The organism is Cellulosimicrobium protaetiae (genome assembly GCF_009708005.2).
Lineage (GTDB): Bacteria > Actinomycetota > Actinomycetes > Actinomycetales > Cellulomonadaceae > Cellulosimicrobium > Cellulosimicrobium protaetiae.
Window position 1 is genome coordinate 2,088,924 of sequence record NZ_CP052757.1, and the last position, 17,980, is coordinate 2,106,903.

The following is a 17,980-nucleotide window of genomic DNA, read 5'->3' on the forward strand; positions in this document are numbered from 1 at the left end:
TTCGGTTGATAATGACGCTACGCCGCGTCGCGAGGATCGTCAACCCTCTGGTTGAAAAACGCGTCAGGCGCGTCGCGCCCGCTCGAAGTCGTCGAGCGCGACCTTCCGCTCGACGGCGTGGTCGACGATCCGCTCGGGGTACCCGGCGGGCTGCTCGTGCAGCCTCCACGGCTCGTGGACCGCCCGGCCCTCGACGCCCCGCAGCTCCGGCACCCAGCGGCGCACGTAGGTCCCGTCGGGGTCGAACTTCTTGCCCTGCGTGACGGGGTTGAAGATGCGGAAGTACGGCGCGGCGTCGCGCCCCGTCCCGGCGACCCACTGCCAGTTGAGCTGGTTCTGCGACACGTCGCCGTCCGCGAGGTGCGCCAGGAAGTGTGCCGCGCCGCGCTGCCAGCGCACGTGCAGGTCCTTGACGAGGAACGACGCGACGACCATCCGCACGCGGTTGTGCATCCACCCCTCGCCGAGGAGCTGGCGCATGCCGGCGTCGACGAGGGGGTACCCGGTGCGCCCGGCCACCCAGGCCGCGAGGTACCGGTCCTCGTCCGCGCCGGTCGCCCACGCGTCGTCGGGCACGACAGCCCGGAGGGACCGCCGCGCCGCGCCCGGGTGGTGGAACAGGACGTCCGCGTGGAACTCGCGCCACGCGAGCTCGGACCGGTAGGCGAGCGCGTCGTCGGAGGGCGCGCCGTCCTGAAGGGCTGCGCGCACGTCCGCGAGCAGCGTGCGGGGGTGCAGCTCGCCCCACTTGAGCGGGATCGACATGCCCGACGTCGCGGCCCGGTCCGGACGGTCGCGCTCGGTCGCGTAGCCCGCGAGGTGGTCGGTGAGGAACGTGCGCCACCGGCGTCGCGCGGCCGCCTCGCCCGCGGCGGGGAGACGGGCGTCCGTCCCCGGGTCGTCCGGGACGCCGTCCGATCGCACGGCCGCCCACGGCACGTCACGCGGCCGGGGTGCCGGGTCGCGCCACCCGTGCGCGACCCACGCCTCACGGAACGGCGTGAAGACCTGGAAGGGGGTCCCGGTGCGCGTGAGCACGCGCCCGGGCGCGACGGCGTAGGGCGAGCCGGTCCGCACGAGGCGCGCCCCGCCGTCGGGCAGCGACCGTTCCACCGCCTCGTCCCGCGCGACGCCGTACGGCTCGGACGACGCCGCGACGTGCACCTCCTCGGCGCCCACCTCGCGCACGAGCGTGGGCACGACGTCGCGCGGGTCGCCGTGCCGCACGACGAGCCGCCCGCCCGTCGCCTCGTCGAGCGCGGCGAGGCTCCGGGCGAGGTAGGACCGGCGGGGATCTCCGGCGGCGCCCCAGAGGCGCGGGTCGAGCACGTAGAGCGCGACGACGTCGTCGCCGGCCTCCCGGGCCGCCTCCACGGCCGCCACGAGGGCCGGGTTGTCGGCGAGGCGCAGGTCGCGGCGGCACCACCAGAGCGTCGGCATCCGGCCACGCTAACGGTCGCCCGTCGCGCACGCCGGTGGGAGCATCGAACGCATGACGACGCAGGGTGGCGGCGGCGAACGCGAGTTCGAGGTCGAGCCGGACCCGGGCGCACCGCCCGGCCCGGGCGCCGTGGCGCGCCCGGCAGGCTCGGCGGGCTCGGCGACCGGTCCTGCGCCTGACTCCGTGCCTGCCTCCGTGCCCGCCGCAGGCGCGATCGAGGGGGACCACGCGTTCTTCGGCCACCCGCGCGGGCTGCTGACGCTCTTCACCACGGAGCTGTGGGAGCGGTTCAGCTACTACGGGATGCGCGCGATCCTGCTGTTCTACCTCACGGACTCCGTGGCGAACGGCGGGCTGGGCATCGGCGAGACGACCGGGCTCGCGCTCGTCTCGATCTACGGCACGAGCGTCTACCTGCTCTCGGTCGTGGGCGGGTGGCTCGCGGACCGGGTGATCGGCTCGCGGCGCTCCGTCCTGTACGGCGGGATCATCATCGCGGCCGGGCACGTCAGCCTGACGATCCCCGGCACGGGCTTCTCGATGGCGGGCATCGCGATGGTCGCGCTCGGGACCGGCCTGCTCAAGCCCAACGTGTCCTCGATGGTCGGCGAGCTCTACGCGCGCGACGACCCGCGGCGTGACTCGGGGTTCTCGATCTTCTACATGGGCATCAACCTCGGCTCGTTCGTCGCGCCGTTCCTCGTCGGGGCGGCGCGTGCCTGGGGCGGGTACCACGCGGGGTTCGCGGTGGCGGCGGTCGGCATGGCCGTCGCGCTCGTGTTCTTCGTCGCGGGAAGGCGCTACCTCGGCGAGGCGGGTGCGCACGTGCCGAACCCCGTCCGCCCGGAGGAGCGGGGCAAGATCGTCCGCATCTTCCTGCTCATCGCGGCGGGAGTCGTGGTGGTCGGGCTGGTCGCCGTGCTCGTCGCGGGCGGGTTCGGCATCTCGACGTTCATCGACACGATGTCCTACCTGGCGTTCCTCGCGCCGATCGCGTACTTCGTCGTCATGTACCGCTCGCCGCGCGTGACCGACGCCGAGCGACCGCGCGTCATCGCGTACATCCCGCTGTTCGTCGCCGCGATGCTCTTCTGGATGATCTTCGAGCAGGCGGCCACGACGCTCTCCGCGTTCGCGAAGGACCGGACCGAGCTCTCGTTCTTCGGCGTGAGCATCAGCCCCGAGTTCTTCCAGTCGGTCAACCCGCTGTCGATCATCCTCCTGGCGCCGGTGTTCGCGTGGATCTGGCTGAAGACCGGCGACAGGCCGACGACGGCCAACAAGTTCGCGATCGGTCTCGCGCTCGCGTCGGTGTCGTTCCTCTTCCTCGCCGTCGCCTCGGCCGTCGTCGGTGACGGCAAGGCCCCGTCGTGGGTGCTCGTGCTCGTGTACGTCATCCAGACGCTCGGTGAGCTGTGCCTGTCGCCCGTCGGCCTCGCCGCGACGACGCTGCTCGCGCCGAAGGCGTTCCGTTCCCAGGCCATGGCGCTCTGGTTCCTCGCGCCCGCGGCGGGCCAGGCGATCACGGCGCAGGTCGTCCAGGTGACCGAGGGCGCGTCGGACACCGCGTACTTCGGCGGGATCGGCGCCGTGACCCTCGTGTTCGCGCTCGCGCTGTTCGCGCTCGCGCCGTGGGTCACGCGGCACATCCGCCACGCCGACGAGCTCGAGGGTGCGCACACGGCAGGGGCCTGACCGCGTCCCGACGGACCGGACCGCGCGGGAAGAACGCATGCCCGCGCGGTCCGGTGGTTCGAACGGCGTCAGCGCAGCCAGGCGGCCCGACGGACGAAGGGGAGCGCCGCCCAGCGCCGGCCGAGGCCCCACGTGTCGCCCGCGAGCGTCGTCGCGAGGACGGCGAGCAGCAGGATGACGACAAGGTGCGAGTCCACCACCGGGTTGGTCGACCCGGCCGCAAGAGGCCACTGCGACAGCCACAGGAGCGCGAAGAGCACGCCTCCGCTCACGGCCGCGACGCGCAGCCCGATCCCGAGCAGCAGCGCGAGCCCGACGCCGAGCAGTCCCAGCATGAAGAGCCAGTCCGTGACCGGGCCGGCGATCGAGGTGAACGTGCTCGCGAGCGGTCCCTGGACACCGTTCTGCAGGTAGCCCTGGGTCGGGGCGCCACCCGCGAGCCACGCGCGCTCGGCGGGCGTCGCGTACCCGAGGCCGAGGAGCTTGTCGGTGAACGGCCACAGGAAGACGACGGCCCCACCGAGGCGTGCGAGCGCCAGCGCCCGCCGTGCGGACGCACGGGTGACGACGGTCTCCTGGGTGACGGGCGCGGCGACGGCCGTGGTCGGCGCCGGCGTGGTCGGCTGCGCCGGGCTGTCGGGCGGTGAGGACGTGCTGGTGGACGCGGACATGGGTGAGCCCCCTCGGGAGGTGAATGTCGGAGAGATGACAGATGTCGCTATGGTGAGGCTTGCCTAACCTACGGCGCGGTCGGCGGGCCCTGTCAAGGCGCCGAGCGGTGCGCGTCCGGCATGGAGCGCTCCGCCACCGTGGCAGGACGGGTCGGGGCGGTTCAACCCTTACGCCCGGATCGCGTGGACATCACGTAGGCGTGCGGGAGCTACGTAGGTAGCGCGCGGACCACGCTGCGGACGCCGCCGCGGCAGCACGCCGGAGAGGCGTAATGTGACCCGGCGGCCGGAGGATCGGTCGCAGCCCCCCGTCGAAGGAGCTGACCCGGAATGAGCCGCCCCCTGCGCTCTCGGACTTCCACCCACGGCCGCAACATGGCCGGCGCCCGCGCCCTCTGGCGCGCGACCGGCATGGGTGCGGAGGACTTCGGCAAGCCGATCATCGCGATCGCCAACTCGTACACGCAGTTCGTACCCGGCCACGTCCACCTCAAGGACATGGGCGACCTCGTCGCGTCCGCGATCCGCGAGGCCGGTGGCGTCTCCAAGGAGTTCAACACGATCGCCGTCGACGACGGCATCGCGATGGGCCACGGTGGCATGCTCTACTCGCTGCCGAGCCGCGACCTCATCGCCGACTCGGTCGAGTACATGGTCAACGCGCACTGCGCCGACGCGCTCGTGTGCATCTCGAACTGCGACAAGATCACGCCCGGCATGCTCAACGCGGCGCTGCGGCTCGACATCCCGGTGATCTTCGTGTCCGGTGGTCCCATGGAGGCCGGCAAGGCGGTGATCGCCGACGGCGTCGCGAAGACCCCGCTCAACCTCGTCAACGCGATCAACTACTCGGCGGACGACGACGTGTCGGACGCCGCGCTCGCGCAGGTCGAGGAGAACGCGTGCCCCACGTGCGGCTCGTGCTCCGGCATGTTCACGGCGAACTCGATGAACTGCCTCACCGAGGCGCTCGGCCTGTCGCTCCCGGGCAACGGCTCGACGCTCGCGACGCACGCCGCGCGCAAGGAGCTGTTCCTCGAGGCCGGCCGCACGATCGTCGACCTCGCCAAGCGCTACTACGAGGACGAGGACGACTCCGTCGCGCCGCGCTCGATCGCGACCAAGGCCGCGTTCTCCAACGCCATGGCGCTCGACGTCGCGATGGGCGGCTCGACCAACACCGTGCTGCACATCCTCGCCGCCGCGCAGGAGGGTGAGGTCGACTTCGACCTCACCGACATCGAGCGCATCAGCCGCCAGGTGCCGTGCCTGTCCAAGGTCGCGCCGAACCACCCGAACTTCCACATGGAGGACGTGCACCGCGCCGGCGGCATCCCCGCCCTGCTGGGCGAGCTCGACCGTGCGGGCCTGCTCGACCACGACGTGACCAGCGTCCACACGCCGACTCTGCGCGCGTGGCTCGACGACTGGGACGTCCGCGGCGGCAAGGCGACCGACCGCGCGGTCGAGCTGTTCCACGCGGCGCCCGGGGGAGTGCGCACCACGCAGGCGTTCTCCACGTCCAACCGCTGGGAGTCGCTCGACACCGACGCCGCGGACGGCTGCATCCGCGACCTCGAGCACGCCTACACCGTCGAGGGCGGCCTCGCCGTGCTCCGCGGCAACCTCGCCGAGGACGGCGCGGTCTTCAAGACCGCCGGCGTCGACCCCGACGTCTTCCACTTCGTCGGCAAGGCCCTCGTCTGCGAGTCGCAGGACGAGGCGGTCGAGAAGATCCTCACCAAGCAGGTCGAGCCGGGGCACGTCGTCGTCGTGCGCTACGAGGGCCCCGCGGGCGGGCCGGGCATGCAGGAGATGCTGTACCCGACGTCGTTCATCAAGGGCCGCGGCCTCGGCAAGGTGACCGCGCTCATCACCGACGGGCGCTTCTCCGGCGGGTCGTCGGGCATCTCCGTCGGGCACGTGTCGCCCGAGGCCGCGGCGGGCGGCGTCATCGGCCTCGTCGAGGACGGCGACGAGATCGAGATCGACGTCGACACGCGCCTCATCCGCCTCAACGTGCCCGATGAGGTGATCGCGGAGCGTCGCGCCAAGATGGAGGCGCGCGAGGACCCGTGGCAGCCGGTCGACCGCGACCGCTACGTCTCGCCCGCGCTCCAGGCCTACGCCGCGATGGCAACGTCCGCCGACCGCGGCGCCGTCCGCGACGTGTCGCTCATCAAGCGCAGCCGCTGACCCGACGACGACGGGCCCGCACCTCGCGAGGTGCGGGCCCGTCGTCGTCGGGGTCAGCGGGCGGCTCGGCGGCACAGGCTCGGGTTTTGTGCCCGCGTGGTCGGGTCCGCGGCGGGGGTGGCCTCGGTGCTCGGGGCTGCGGCGCCGTCACCTCGGGTCCTTCGGCCGTGGGTTCTAGGAGCGCCGCTCTGACGCCCCTTCGCATCCGAGCCCACCCCCACCGCTCGGCCGTCGTCACACCTGGGTCCTGGGCGGTCGTCGTACCTGATCGGTCGTCCCGCCGTGCGGGGCGGCTGCCCCGGGTCTCCGGCCTCGCCGGGGTGGGCCCGGCAGCCCGAGGTAGAACTCTGGTCCCGCGAGGTAGAACCGTGCCTGGCCGAAGTAGAACCCTGGTCCGCCGAGGTAGAACCGTGGTCGTGCGCGACGGCGTCCGCTCACCTGTCGTGGTCGGGTCGTCAGGGGCGGTCGGGTCACCCAGGAGGCACGACGCCCAGCCCCGCGACAGCGACGCGCGACGGTGCGGAACACCAGGGTCCGCAAAGGGTGGGCCGCGAGACCAACCCAGCCCCGCGGGCTCGTATGCCGAGGCGAGCACAGACCAGGGTGAGACGACGCCGGGCGGGGTGGGTGGTGGTGCCGCGTCGTGGCGGGCCTGGCGGGAGCGACGCGAGGAACGAGCGGCGCGGATGGTAGACGCGGCACCACCACCCACCCCGCCCACCCAACGCAACCACACGCCGTCGGGCAGGAAGCAACCACGGTTCTACCTCGACCGACCAGAGTTCTACCTCGGCGGACCAGCGTTCTACCTCGGGTGACCAGGGTTCTACTTCGGCGGACTGCGGTTCTACCTCGCCGGGGCGCGGGTGGGTTCCTAGAGTGGGGGCATGACTGGGCAGACCTCGCGCACGGACCCCGGACCCGACCTCAAGCCTCGTTCCCGCCAGGTCACGGACGGTCTGGAGGCGACGGCGTCGCGCGGGATGCTGCGCGCCGTCGGCATGGGCGACGAGGACTTCGCCAAGCCGCAGATCGGCATCGCGAGCTCGTGGAACGAGATCACGCCGTGCAACCTGTCGCTCGACCGGCTCGCGCAGGGCGCCAAGGAGGGCGTGCACGCGGGCGGCGGGTACCCGCTGCAGTTCGGGACGATCTCCGTCTCCGACGGCATCTCGATGGGCCACGAGGGGATGCACTTCTCGCTCGTGAGCCGCGACATCATCGCGGACTCGGTCGAGACGGTCGTCCAGGCGGAGCGCCTCGACGGGACCGTGCTGCTCGCCGGGTGCGACAAGTCCCTCCCCGGGATGCTCATGGCGGCCGCGCGGCTGGACCTGGCGAGCGTGTTCCTCTACGCGGGCTCGATCATGCCGGGCTGGGTCAAGCTCTCCGACGGCACGGAGAAGGACGTCACGCTCATCGACGCGTTCGAGGCGGTCGGCGCGTGCGCGCGCGGGCTCATGAGCCGCGAGGACGTGGACCGCATCGAGCGCGCCATCTGCCCCGGCGAGGGCGCGTGCGGCGGCATGTACACGGCGAACACGATGGCGTCGGTCGCGGAGGCGATGGGCATGTCGCTGCCGGGGTCGGCGGCGCCGCCGTCGGCGGACCGGCGTCGGGACGCGTTCGCGCACCGCTCGGGCGAGGCGGTGGTCAACCTGTTGCGGCTCGGGATCACCGCGCGCGACATCATGACCAAGGAGGCGTTCGAGAACGCTATCGCCGTCGTCATGGCGTTCGGCGGGTCGACCAACGCGGTGCTGCACCTGCTGGCCATCGCGCACGAGGCCGAGGTCGACCTCACGCTCGCCGACTTCGACCGCGTCGCGAGCCGCGTGCCGCACCTCGGCGACCTCAAGCCGTTCGGCCGCTACGTGATGAACGACGTGGACCGCATCGGCGGCGTGCCCGTCGTCATGAAGGCCCTGCTCGACGCCGGGCTGCTGCACGGCGACGCGCTCACCGTCACGGGCCGCACGGTCGCGGAGAACCTCGCCGACATCGACCCGCCCGACCCGGACGGCAAGATCCTGCGCGCGCTGGACAACCCCATCCACCACACGGGCGGCATCACGATCCTGCACGGGTCGCTCGCGCCCGAGGGTGCCGTCGTGAAGTCCGCCGGGTTCGACGAGGACGTGTTCGAGGGGACGGCCCGGGTCTTCGAGCGCGAGCGCGCGGCGCTCGACGCCCTGGAGGACGGGACGATCACGGACGGCGACGTCGTCGTCATCCGGTACGAGGGGCCCAAGGGCGGGCCCGGCATGCGCGAGATGCTCGCCATCACCGGTGCGATCAAGGGCGCGGGCCTCGGCAAGACCGTCCTGCTGCTCACCGACGGGCGCTTCTCGGGTGGGACGACCGGGCTGTGCGTGGGTCACGTCGCGCCCGAGGCGGTCGACGGCGGCCCCATCGCGTTCGTGCGCGACGGCGACCCGATCCGGCTCGACGTCGCGAACAAGACCCTCGACCTCCTCGTCGACGCCGACACGCTCGAGGCACGGCGTGACGGGTGGGCTCCGCTGCCCCCGACGTTCACGCGCGGCGTGCTCGCGAAGTACGCGAAGCTCGTCCAGTCCGCGTCGCGCGGCGCGATCCTCGAGTGACCCCGGGGCGCGCGGGCGGGGGAGGCGCGCACTAGCGTGGTGTCACACCTCGCCGCAGCGACGCCGACCCGGAGGACCGCCATGACCGAGACCGCCGACGACCGCATCACCGCTCGGCAGTTCCACGACAGCGACGGCGTCGAGGACTGGCGGGTCATCCTCGGCACGGTGCAGACGCTGTTCCGCACGGGGTCGTTCACCGCCGGGGTGGAGCTGGTCGACGCGATCGGCGAGCTCGCCGAGGCCGCGAACCACCACCCGGACGTGGACCTGCGCTACGCCACCGTGACGGTGCGGCTGTCGTCGCACGACGTCGGTGGCGTGAGCGCGCGCGACGTCGCGCTCGCGCGGCAGATCTCCGCCGCGGCGCGCGAGCTCGACCTCGTCGCGGACCCGACGGCGGTGCAGGACCTTGAGATCGCGATCGACACGCTCGTCGGCTCGGCGGTCCAGCCGTTCTGGCGCGCCGTCCTCGGGTTCGACGAGGGCTCCCCGGAGGTGCCCGCGCCCGATCTCCACGACCCGACGACCCACGCCCCGGCGTTCTGGTTCCAGCAGATGGACGCGCCGCGGGAGCAGCGCAACCGCATCCACGTGGACGTGACGGTCCCGCACGACGTCGCCGAGGCGCGCGTCACCGCGGCCATCGCCGCGGGCGGGCACCTCGTCTCCGACCGTCGCGCGCCGGCCTTCTGGGTCCTGGCCGACGCCGAGGGCAACGAGGCGTGCGTGTGCACCTGGCAGTCGCGCGACTGACGCGCGCGCGAGGAGGCTCCCGCTCGGACGGTGGTGACCTCCTCGGGCGGCCCGCTCAGGCCCGAGCGACGACGAGCTCGTCGTAGCCAGGCACCAGCACGCGGCGCTTCGCTCGGCGCGACACGACACGCAGGGGCGCGCCGTCGTCGAACAGGGTGTGCAGCAGCGCGGCGATCTCGGCGCGTGCGAGAGCCGCCCCGAGGCACAGGTGGCGGCCGGCGCCGAACCAGAGCTGGCGGGTCTCGCGCACGTAGGGGCGGTCGGCCCGGAACGGCCCCGCAGCGACGTTCGCGGCCCACGTGAGGATCATGACCCGCTCGCCGGCGCGCAGCATGCGGCCCGCGACCTCGACGTCCGCGGAGACCCCGCGCCCGATGACCGACGCCGGGCTGGTCACGCGCAGGCCCTCGCGCACGGCGTTCTCCACGGCGTCGGGCTCGCCCGCGGCTCGCTCGACGGGGTGCGCGCGCTCGTCGGCCATGAGCCGCAGCAGGCGGTGCTGCTCACCCGTGTCGACGAGGAGCGCGGTCGTGCGGGCCATCGCGGACGCCGACGTCTCCGTGCCCGCGACCATGAGCAGGCTCGCGAGCCCCGTGGTCTCCTCCAGCCCCAGGCCGAGCTCGCGGCACCGGCCGAGCAGGCGGTCGGCGGGGGCGTGGCGCCACCCGTCGGGTACACCCCGGGTCAGCTCGGCGACGATCGCCTGCGCCGCGCTGACCTGCTCCGCCGACAGGTACGTCGAGCCCGCGCTGCCGAGCGCGATCGACGCGAGGCGCTCGCCGGTCGCGAACGCCGCGAGCGCGTCGTCGTCGCCGGGGACGACGGCGGACCCGCCGTCGGGGGCGGCCGCGCCGCCGAGCGTCGGGATGCCGAGCAGGGAGATCATCATCCGCCCCACGAGCACGCGCGCGAGCCGGCCGACGTCGACCGTGCCGCCCGCCGCGAGGGTCCGCCTCGCGTCGTCGAGCGCCACGGACCATGCGCCGTCGACGAGCGCCGCGGCGCTCGCCTCCGTGAAGAGCTCGCGCGAGCGCGTGCGCAGGTCGTGGTGGCCCGGTCCGTCGAACAGGTCGAGGACCCAGTCGCCGAGGATCTGCGCCCACAGGTGCCCGACCCCGCCCTCGCCGACGATCGTGAAGTGCCGGTGGTCGGTGAGGACGCGGCGCCCGACCGTCGGGTCGGCGGTGACCCAGCCGAGCCCAGGCACCTTGCGCAGTCCGCCGCCCTCGCGCGGTCCGGCGAGCACCCCGCCCGCGAGCAGGACGCCGGCCATCGCGGGCCTTGCGGCGGCGAGCACCTGCAGCTCGCGCCCGGTCGTGGGCAGGGCGCGGCGCCGGCGCGCGGTCTCCGGCGGCGAGGTCGTGGTGGCGGTCACCGGGTCAGTGTGGCGCACGCCGAGCCTGCCCGGGGCCGCGCGCCGCGATCTGGGGATGGGCACTTCGCCCCATCGGATCCTGTGGACGACCGCCGTCGGAGCGGGTCTGCTTGGCTACTGTGTCGCGCGTGCCAGAGAACCCCGCCGGGACGGCGTCCCGTCCGCCCCTCGCGCCCCCGACCGCGGTGCTCGCCGCGGTCGGGGTGCACCTGCCCGAGCGCACGGTCGACGTCCGCGAGGCGGAGCGTGCCCTCGCGGCGCGCAACCCGGGCGCGGCGCCGCGCGTGCCGATGGTCTCGCGCCTCACGGGCGTGCGGCAGGTCCACGTGCTCCCGGACGACTGGGACGCGTCCGACCTCGCCGTCGCGGCCGCCGAGAAGCTGCTCGCGGCCGAGGGGCTGGCGACCGACGACGTCGACCTGCTGCTCTTCGCCTCGGCGAGCCAGGACATGGTCGAGCCCGCGACGTGCCACATCGTCGCCGCCAAGCTCGGTGTCCGGGCGCCGGTGATGGACGTGAAGAACGCGTGCAACTCGGTGCTCAACGCGATCGAGGTCGCGGAGGCGCTCATCGGCACCGGACGCTACGCGACCGTCCTGATCGCGTCGGGCGAGGCGCCGTCGCGCGCGGTGCGCTGGGACGTGCCGGACCGCGCGACCTACCTGCTCTCCGCGCCCGGCTACACGATGTCCGACGCCGGAGCGGCCGTCCTCGTGCGTCGCGCCACCGCCGTGGAGGCCGAGGCGCGCGACGCGGACGGCGCGCCGGCTCCGCGCGGCATCCTGGCCAGCGCGTTCGGCGCCGAGTCGACGCACTGGGACGTCGGCATGCTCCCGGGCGGCGGCACCGCGCACCCGCGCGACCTCGAGCGCACCTACTTCGAGATCGACGGGTCGCGGCTGCGCGACGCGTTCCTCGCGCTCGGGCCGGGCGTCGTCCTCGACGCGCTGGACCGTGCCGCGCTCACGTGGGACGACGTCGCGCTCGTCGCGGTCCACCAGGTCGCCGTCGCGTACCTGGACGACGTGCACGCGGCGCTCGGCCTGCCGACCGGCCGCACGCTCGTGACCGTCGCCGACCACGGCAACGTCGCGTCCGCGACGCTCCCGTTGCAGCTCGCCACCGCGCTCGAGACGGGACGCGTCGGGCCGGGGGACGTCGTCGTGCTCGTGGGGCTCGCGGGCGGCATCAGCATCGGCGCGACGGTGGTGCGACTGTGACGGCACGCCGGTTCACGAGGCACGTCGCGAGCCCGCAGCGGCTCGCGGTCGTCGTGCCCGCCCGCGACGAGGCGCACGGGATCGTCACGACCCTGGAGGCGCTGCGCGACCAGCACGACACGGACTTCGACCTCGTCGTCGTCGACAACGGGTCGTCGGACGGCACGGGCGACCTCGTCCGCGCGACCGCGGCCGCGTGGGGCATGGCGCGGTGGCGCGTGGTCGACGAGCCGCAGAAGGGCACGGGCGCGGCGGCCGACACGGGGATGCGGGCGGCGATCGAGCAGGGGGCGACGCACCTCGCCCGCACGGACGCAGACTGCGTGCCGCTGCATGACTGGACCCGGCGCGTGCGCGCGGCGTTCGCGAGCGGGCACGACCTCGTCGCGGGCAGGCTCGTGGCACGCACCGACGACCGACCGGTCTCGCGCGTCCAGCAGGGCGTGCTGTCCGCGGCGGTGAGCGTGGCGAGCACGTTCGGGCGCTTCCGGCCCGGCAACCAGGACCCGTCCTACCTCGGCCCCTACGTCATGGCGCCGGGCTGCAACATGGCGATCACGGCCGAGCTCTACGAGGCTGCGGGCGGGTTCCCGCGCACGGCGATCGAGGACGTCCACGAGGACCGGGCGCTCGTCAACGCGGTGCGCCGCCTCACGCGCCGCTACGGCGCGCACCGTGAGGTCGTCGTGCTCGCGTCGGCGCGCCGCGCGCACGCGTGGGGACTGGTGCGCACGCTCGGCTGGTACGCGGACCACCGCTACCGGCCCGAGGTCGTGGACATCCGATGAGCCAGACGACGGCGGTCCGCGCCCCGGCCGCGGCGCTCGCGGCGGCGATGCGCTGGGAGGATCGGGTCCAGCGCGGCGCGCACCCGCTCGTCTACCCGGCGATCCGGGCGCTGCGCCACCGCGGCCCGGTCGTGCGCGTCCCCGGCATCGGGGTGGTCGTGTCCGACGCCGCGACCGCGCGGGCCGTGCTGCTCGACACCGAGCGTTTCACCAAGGTGGGCCCGGGGTCGCCGTCGGACCTGTGGACGCCCGTGCTCGGCCCGTCCGTGCTGCTCAACATGGAGGGCGCCGACCACGCGCGCCTGCGCCGGGCGCTGTCCGGGCTGTTCACGCCGCGCGCGGTGCGCGAGCTCGTCGCGGTGAGCGTCCCCGACGTCCTCGCGGGCCTCGCCCCGCGCCTGCTCGCGGGCGAGCGCGTCGACCTCGTCGCGGAGACGGCCACGATGGCGGGCACCGTCATCTGTGCCATGACCGGGCTGCCGCCCACCGACGCGGCCGTCCGCGAGGCCATGACGGCCGCGCAGTCGGTGGTCGGGCTCGTGCGGCTGCACCGGCGCAGCCTCACGCCCGCCCAGGTGCGGCACGCGCGCGCCGTCCTCGCCCGGCTCTCGGCCCCGGCCCGCGACGCCTACCGCGCAGGCGACCCCGCGACCGTGCCCGGTCGCATGCGCGAGCTCGGGCTCTCGGAGGACGAGGCGATGGGTGCGGTCGGCGCGTTCGTCCTCACCGGGACCGAGACCATCCAGTCCTTCGTGCCACGCCTCGTCGCGCTCACGGCGGACACGGGCTGGCTCGGCCGGCTCCTCGTGGCCGACCCCGCTGCCGGACCGGAGGTCGCCGCGCTGCGCGGCCGCGTCGTCGAGGAGGCGCTGCGGGTCACGGCGCCCACCCCCGCGATGCTGCGCTCGGTGCGCACCGACGCGACCGTGGGCGACGTCCGCGTCGGCGCGGGGGACCGGGTCGTGATCGCGACGATCTCCTGCTGCAAGGACGCGGGCCCCTTCGACCCGGACGCCCCCGTCGACCCGGCCGTGCGGCACCTGTGGTTCGGTGCCGGCCCGCACTTCTGCCTCGGCATGCCGCTCGCCATGGCCCAGGTCGACGCGGTGCTGGACGCCCTGCGCCCCGTCGCCGCCGCGGGGCGGAACGTCGAGGTCGTCGACCGCGCCGTCGCGCGCGGGGTGCTCATCCCCGCCTACCGCTCGCTCGTCGTGCGGGCGGCCGCCGGCGGGATGCGAGCGTCGGGCACGCGTCCGGTCGCGGGATCAGCCGCGTCGTCGGCAGGGGAGGCGGCGTGACCGCGCCCGACGACGCGGCTCGCCACCTGCTGGGCCCGATCCTCGAGCGGGGCGCCCCCGGGCACGCGTCCGCAGACGCCGTCGCGCTCCGGCGCTGGACGCGCCCCGGTCGTCGGGGTGCGCGCGTGCGCGAGGAGGTCACGTACGCCGACCTCGCGCGCCGCGTCGAGGCGACCGCGACGGCGCTCGCGGCCGACGGGCTCGCGCCCGGGGACCGGGCGCTGTTCTCGGTGCGTCCTCGGCCGGAGGGCGTCGTGCTCGCGTTCGGGGTCGTCCGCGCGGGCGGCACGATCGTGTTCGTCGACCCGGGCTCGACCCCCGAGCTGTTCACGGCGCGCGTGGGCGCGGCCGGGCCGTCGCTCGCGACCACCGAGTCGCTGCTGTACGCGGTGTCGCGCGGGCCGCTGCGTCGTCTGGCCCGCTCGCGCGGGCTGCTCCTGCCGGACTACGCGAGCCTGCCGCTGCGGCACGTGCACGCGGGGCCGTGGCTCCCCGGGGTGCCGCGCGGCTCGCGCGCCGCGCGCCGTCTCGCCGCGCGCCCGGTCGACCGCGCGGCGCTGCCGCCGCTCGACCCGGACCGTGAAGCGCTGACCGTCTTCACGTCGGGCACGACGGCGCAGCCGAAGGCCGTCGTGCACACGGCGGGGTCGTTGCTCGCCGGGTGCGACCTGCTGCGCGACGTGTTCGCGCTCGCGCCGGGCGACGTCGTGCACACCGACCAGATGCTGCTCGGCGTCCCCGCGCTGCTCGCGGGCGCCACGTGGTCCGTGCCCGCCGACCCGCCGGGCCGCGACATCGCGACGTTCGCGCGCCAGCTCGACGGCGCGGCGGGCACCTACCTCGTGCCGGCCGACGTCACCGCGCTGCTCGACGCGGTCGAGGCCGGGACGGTGCCCGCGCGCGGGCCGCGCGTCGCGCTCGTGGGCGGGGCTCCCGTGACCCGCGCGTTGCTGGAGCGCGCGACGCGCGCGCTGCCCGGCACACGCTGGGTCGCGGTGTACGGGACGACGGAGATCCTGCCCGTCGCGGTGGTCGAGGCGCACGAGAAGCTCGCGTACGTGGGCGACGGCGACCTCGTGGGCGTGCCGCTGCCCGGCACGGTCGCGCGGCTCGACCCGGTCGAGGGCGAGGAGCCCCAGGACGGTCGGGACGCCGTCGGCGAACCAGGGAGCGACGACGTCGTCGGAGAGCTCGTGCTGTCCGGGCCGTCGCTCATGGCGGGCTACCTGCACGACCTCGACGCCCCCGCGCGCGGCGCGGGCGCACGGGCCGCGGAGCACCGCACCGGCGACCTCGCACGTCTCGACGGCGCGGGCCGGCTCCTGCTCGTCGGTCGCACGCGGGACATGATCATCCGCGGCACGACGAACATCTACCCGGGCCTGTTCGAGCCGCGCGTCGCCGCGCTCGACGGCGTCGGCGAGGCGCTGCTCGTCGGCGTGCCCCAGGTGGACGGCGACGAGCGGGTCGCGCTGGTCGTCACCTCGGCGACGGGCGATCCGGCGACGGGCCACCAGCGGCTGGAAGGGTCCGCAGGGCGCGGTCCACGGTCCGACGGCGGGTCGGCGGGCCGTCTCGACCCGCTCCACCCGCTCGTCGACCGGGTGCGTGCCGCGCTGCCGGGCGTGCTCGACCACGACGCGCTGCCCGACGTCGTGCTGCACGCCGACTGCGTCCCGCTCGCCGGTCGCTCGCGCAAGCCCGACCGCGCGGCGCTCTCCCGCGCCGCCGCCCCGTTCGTGCCCGCCGAGCCGCGCGCGACGGTGGAGCCGGCCGTGCCCGCCGAGCCGCTCGAGACCGAGACGACCGGGCCCGCCGCGGCGACCGCCGTCCACGGCGCCCGCACGTGAGGGTCGTCGTCACCGGGGCGTCGGGGTTCGTCGGAGGAGCGGTCGCGCGCGGCCTGGTCGCCGACGGGCACGAGGTCTGGACGTCCTCCCGGCGCGACCCGGCGGTCGACGGCGCCCGGCACCTCGCGTGGGACCTCACCGCCGGTCCGCTCGCCGACCCGCCCGCGGTGGATGCCGTCGTGCACGCGGGTGCCGCCGTCTCCGACTGGTGCGCGCTCGACGTCGCGCGCGCGACCAACGTCGGCGGGACGCTCGCGGTCCGCGAGACGTTCCCCGGTGCGCGGTTCGTGCACGTCTCGTCCGGCAGCGTGTACGACCCGTTCCGCCCGAGCGTGCGTGCCCGCGAGCACGAGGCTCCTGTCGACCGGTACCTCGACGCCTACGGGACGACCAAGGCGGAGGCCGAGCGCGCGCTCGCGCGCGACGTCGCGCGCTACCCAGACCGAGGCGCCGTCGTGGTGCTGCGCCCGCACGCCGTCTACGGCCCGGGGGACACGACGCTGCTCCCGCGCGTCGAGGCCGCCGTGCGGCACAGACGCCTCGTGCTGCCCGGAGGGGGCCGGGCGCTCCAGTCGCTGACGCACGTCGACACGCTGCTCGCCGCGGTGCGTGCTGCCGTCGCGCTGCCCGACGAGACGGTCCGGGCGCCCGGCGGCGGGGAAGGACCGACCCCCGGGCTCCTCGTCGCGAACGTCACAGACGCCGAGCCGCTTGTCCTGCGCGACGCGCTCACCGACGCGCTCCGCCGACGCGGCACCGACGTCCGGGTCGTCGCCGTCCCGGTCCGCCCCGCGTGGGCGCTCGCGGGCGCGGTCGAGACGGTCGCGCGGCGGCTGCGACGCCCTGAGCCGCCGCGCCTCACGCGGTATGCGCTGAGCCACCTCGCGATGGAGCGCACCTACGACCTCACGGTCCTGCGCGACGTGCTCGGGGTCGAGCCCGCTCCCACGAGCTTCGTCGGGGCCGAGCGGTGGTAGCGGCGAAAGCCCTGGGTGTGGTGACGACGACCGGCTAGGTTGCCCGGGTGGAGACCGGGACCGACCTCGCGCGGCGCTACTACGACGAGGTCGTGGGGCCGATCGTGCTCCGCCGCTGGCCCGGGCTGCCGCACGCGGCGGGACGTCTCGGGAGCGGGTCCGACGTCCTCGGGCTCGACGACGCGACGTCGCGCGACCACGACTGGGGCCTGCGTCTGACGTTGCTGGTCGACGACCCGATGGTCGACCAGGTCGACGCGCTGCTCGACGCCGAGCTGCCGGACATGTTCCGCGGGCACCCGACCCGCTTCCCGACCACGTGGAACCCGCACGGTCCGCACCAGGTCGAGGTCGCGTCGCCGTCGGGCTTCGTCAGATCCCGCCTCGGCGTCGACGCGACGCGCCCGCTCGCCGTGGACGACTGGCTCGCGCTCACCGGTCAGGCGGTGCTCGAGGTCACCGCAGGTCCCGTCTTCGTGGACACCGAGGGGACGCTGACCGCGGCGCGCGACCGCCTCGCCTGGTACCCGGACGACCTGTGGCGCTACGCGGTCGCCGTCGACTGGGCGCGGATCGGCCAGGAGCTGCCGTTCGTCGGCCGGACGGCGGACCGCGGCGACGACCTCGGGTCACGCGTCGTCGCTGCCCGGCTCGTGCGCGTCGCGATGCACCTCGGGTTCCTGCTCGAGCGGCGCTGGCCTCCGTACGCGAAGTGGTTCGGGACGGCGTTCGCCGCGCTCCCGCGCGCCGCCGTCGCCGGGCCCGACCTCGCGGCGGCGCTCGCCGCCGCCGACGGGCGGGCGCGCGAGGAAGCGCTCTGCCGGGCGCTGGAGACCCTGCACGACCTCCAGGGCGAGGTGCGGCTCCCGACCGTGGCCGACGTCGTCGTCCCGTTCTTCGACCGGCCGTACCGGGGGCTCGGGCCGGTGGCCGACGCGGTGACGGCCGCGATCCAGGACCCGGTGGTGCAGGCGCTGCCACCGGGCGTCGGGACGGTCGAGCAGTGGGTCGACGACGTCGACGTCCTCACCGACCCCGGCCGTCGCGTCGCCGCGGCGCGCGGCGTCGGGCAGGCTGGGACGACGACCCCGTGACCCGAGAGGAAGC

At 74.8% G+C, this 17,980-nt stretch carries 13 protein-coding genes; 10 read left to right on the forward strand and 3 right to left on the reverse strand.

Annotated elements, in window-relative coordinates:
• Positions 1-63: 63 nt before the first annotated feature.
• Entirely contained in the window at positions 64-1,440 is a 1,377-nt protein-coding gene (locus FIC82_RS08750) for a cryptochrome/photolyase family protein (RefSeq protein ID WP_154798296.1), read from the reverse strand.
• Between the two features lie 52 nt (positions 1,441-1,492).
• Between FIC82_RS08750 and FIC82_RS08755 the strand changes: the two genes are divergently transcribed.
• Positions 1,493-3,136 carry a peptide MFS transporter gene (locus FIC82_RS08755; RefSeq protein ID WP_216610006.1) on the forward strand — a complete coding sequence of 548 codons (1,644 nt, stop codon included), beginning with the start codon at positions 1,493-1,495 and terminating at the stop codon, positions 3,134-3,136.
• Positions 3,137-3,204: 68 nt separating this feature from the next.
• Here FIC82_RS08755 and FIC82_RS08760 read toward each other — a convergent pair whose 3' ends face one another.
• Positions 3,205-3,807: a DoxX family protein gene (locus FIC82_RS08760; RefSeq protein WP_154798297.1), complete on the reverse strand. Its 603-nt coding sequence runs from the start codon at positions 3,805-3,807 to the stop codon at positions 3,205-3,207.
• Between the two features lie 330 nt (positions 3,808-4,137).
• On the opposite strand from FIC82_RS08760, the gene ilvD (FIC82_RS08765) reads away from it, so the two are divergent.
• From ilvD (FIC82_RS08765) to FIC82_RS08775, 3 genes are all read left to right on the forward strand, one after another.
• Positions 4,138-6,003: a dihydroxy-acid dehydratase gene (gene ilvD, locus FIC82_RS08765; RefSeq protein WP_154798298.1), complete on the forward strand. Its 1,866-nt coding sequence runs from the start codon at positions 4,138-4,140 to the stop codon at positions 6,001-6,003.
• A gap of 887 nt (positions 6,004-6,890) precedes the next feature.
• Positions 6,891-8,609 carry a dihydroxy-acid dehydratase gene (gene ilvD / locus FIC82_RS08770; protein WP_154798299.1) on the forward strand — a complete coding sequence of 573 codons (1,719 nt, stop codon included), beginning with the start codon at positions 6,891-6,893 and terminating at the stop codon, positions 8,607-8,609.
• Between the two features lie 81 nt (positions 8,610-8,690).
• Positions 8,691-9,365, forward strand: a complete 675-nt coding sequence (locus FIC82_RS08775) for a 4a-hydroxytetrahydrobiopterin dehydratase (protein ID WP_154798300.1) — start codon at positions 8,691-8,693, stop codon at positions 9,363-9,365.
• A gap of 55 nt (positions 9,366-9,420) precedes the next feature.
• Here FIC82_RS08775 and FIC82_RS08780 read toward each other — a convergent pair whose 3' ends face one another.
• Positions 9,421-10,740 (reverse strand): cytochrome P450, encoded by a 1,320-nt coding sequence (locus FIC82_RS08780; RefSeq protein WP_253691652.1) that lies wholly within the window; start codon positions 10,738-10,740, stop codon positions 9,421-9,423.
• A 128-nt stretch (positions 10,741-10,868) separates the two neighbouring features.
• On the opposite strand from FIC82_RS08780, the gene FIC82_RS08785 reads away from it, so the two are divergent.
• Genes FIC82_RS08785 through FIC82_RS08810 form a run of 6 tightly spaced genes read left to right on the forward strand, consistent with a single transcriptional unit; the run spans position 10,869 to position 17,967 of the window.
• Complete coding sequence (locus tag FIC82_RS08785) at positions 10,869-11,960, forward strand: 3-oxoacyl-ACP synthase III family protein (RefSeq protein ID WP_253691654.1); 1,092 nt, start codon at positions 10,869-10,871, stop codon at positions 11,958-11,960.
• The gene (locus FIC82_RS08790; protein WP_168731644.1) at positions 11,957-12,748 is read left to right on the forward strand and encodes a glycosyltransferase family 2 protein; all 792 of its coding nucleotides are present in this window, start codon (positions 11,957-11,959) and stop codon (positions 12,746-12,748) included. The genes FIC82_RS08785 and FIC82_RS08790 overlap by 4 nt, the downstream gene beginning before the upstream one ends.
• Positions 12,745-14,046 (forward strand): cytochrome P450, encoded by a 1,302-nt coding sequence (locus FIC82_RS08795; RefSeq protein WP_216610007.1) that lies wholly within the window; start codon positions 12,745-12,747, stop codon positions 14,044-14,046. Before FIC82_RS08790 ends, FIC82_RS08795 begins: the two co-directional genes overlap by 4 nt.
• Positions 14,043-15,896, forward strand: coding sequence for a class I adenylate-forming enzyme family protein (locus FIC82_RS08800; protein ID WP_216610008.1), 1,854 nt, complete (start codon positions 14,043-14,045; stop codon positions 15,894-15,896). The genes FIC82_RS08795 and FIC82_RS08800 overlap by 4 nt, the downstream gene beginning before the upstream one ends.
• On the forward strand, positions 15,893-16,873 hold the full coding sequence (locus FIC82_RS08805; protein WP_168731645.1) for an NAD-dependent epimerase/dehydratase family protein: 981 nt from the start codon (positions 15,893-15,895) through the stop codon (positions 16,871-16,873). Before FIC82_RS08800 ends, FIC82_RS08805 begins: the two co-directional genes overlap by 4 nt.
• Before the next feature lie 47 nt (positions 16,874-16,920).
• Positions 16,921-17,967 carry a DUF4037 domain-containing protein gene (locus tag FIC82_RS08810; protein WP_168731646.1) on the forward strand — a complete coding sequence of 349 codons (1,047 nt, stop codon included), beginning with the start codon at positions 16,921-16,923 and terminating at the stop codon, positions 17,965-17,967.
• Positions 17,968-17,980 lie beyond the last annotated feature (13 nt).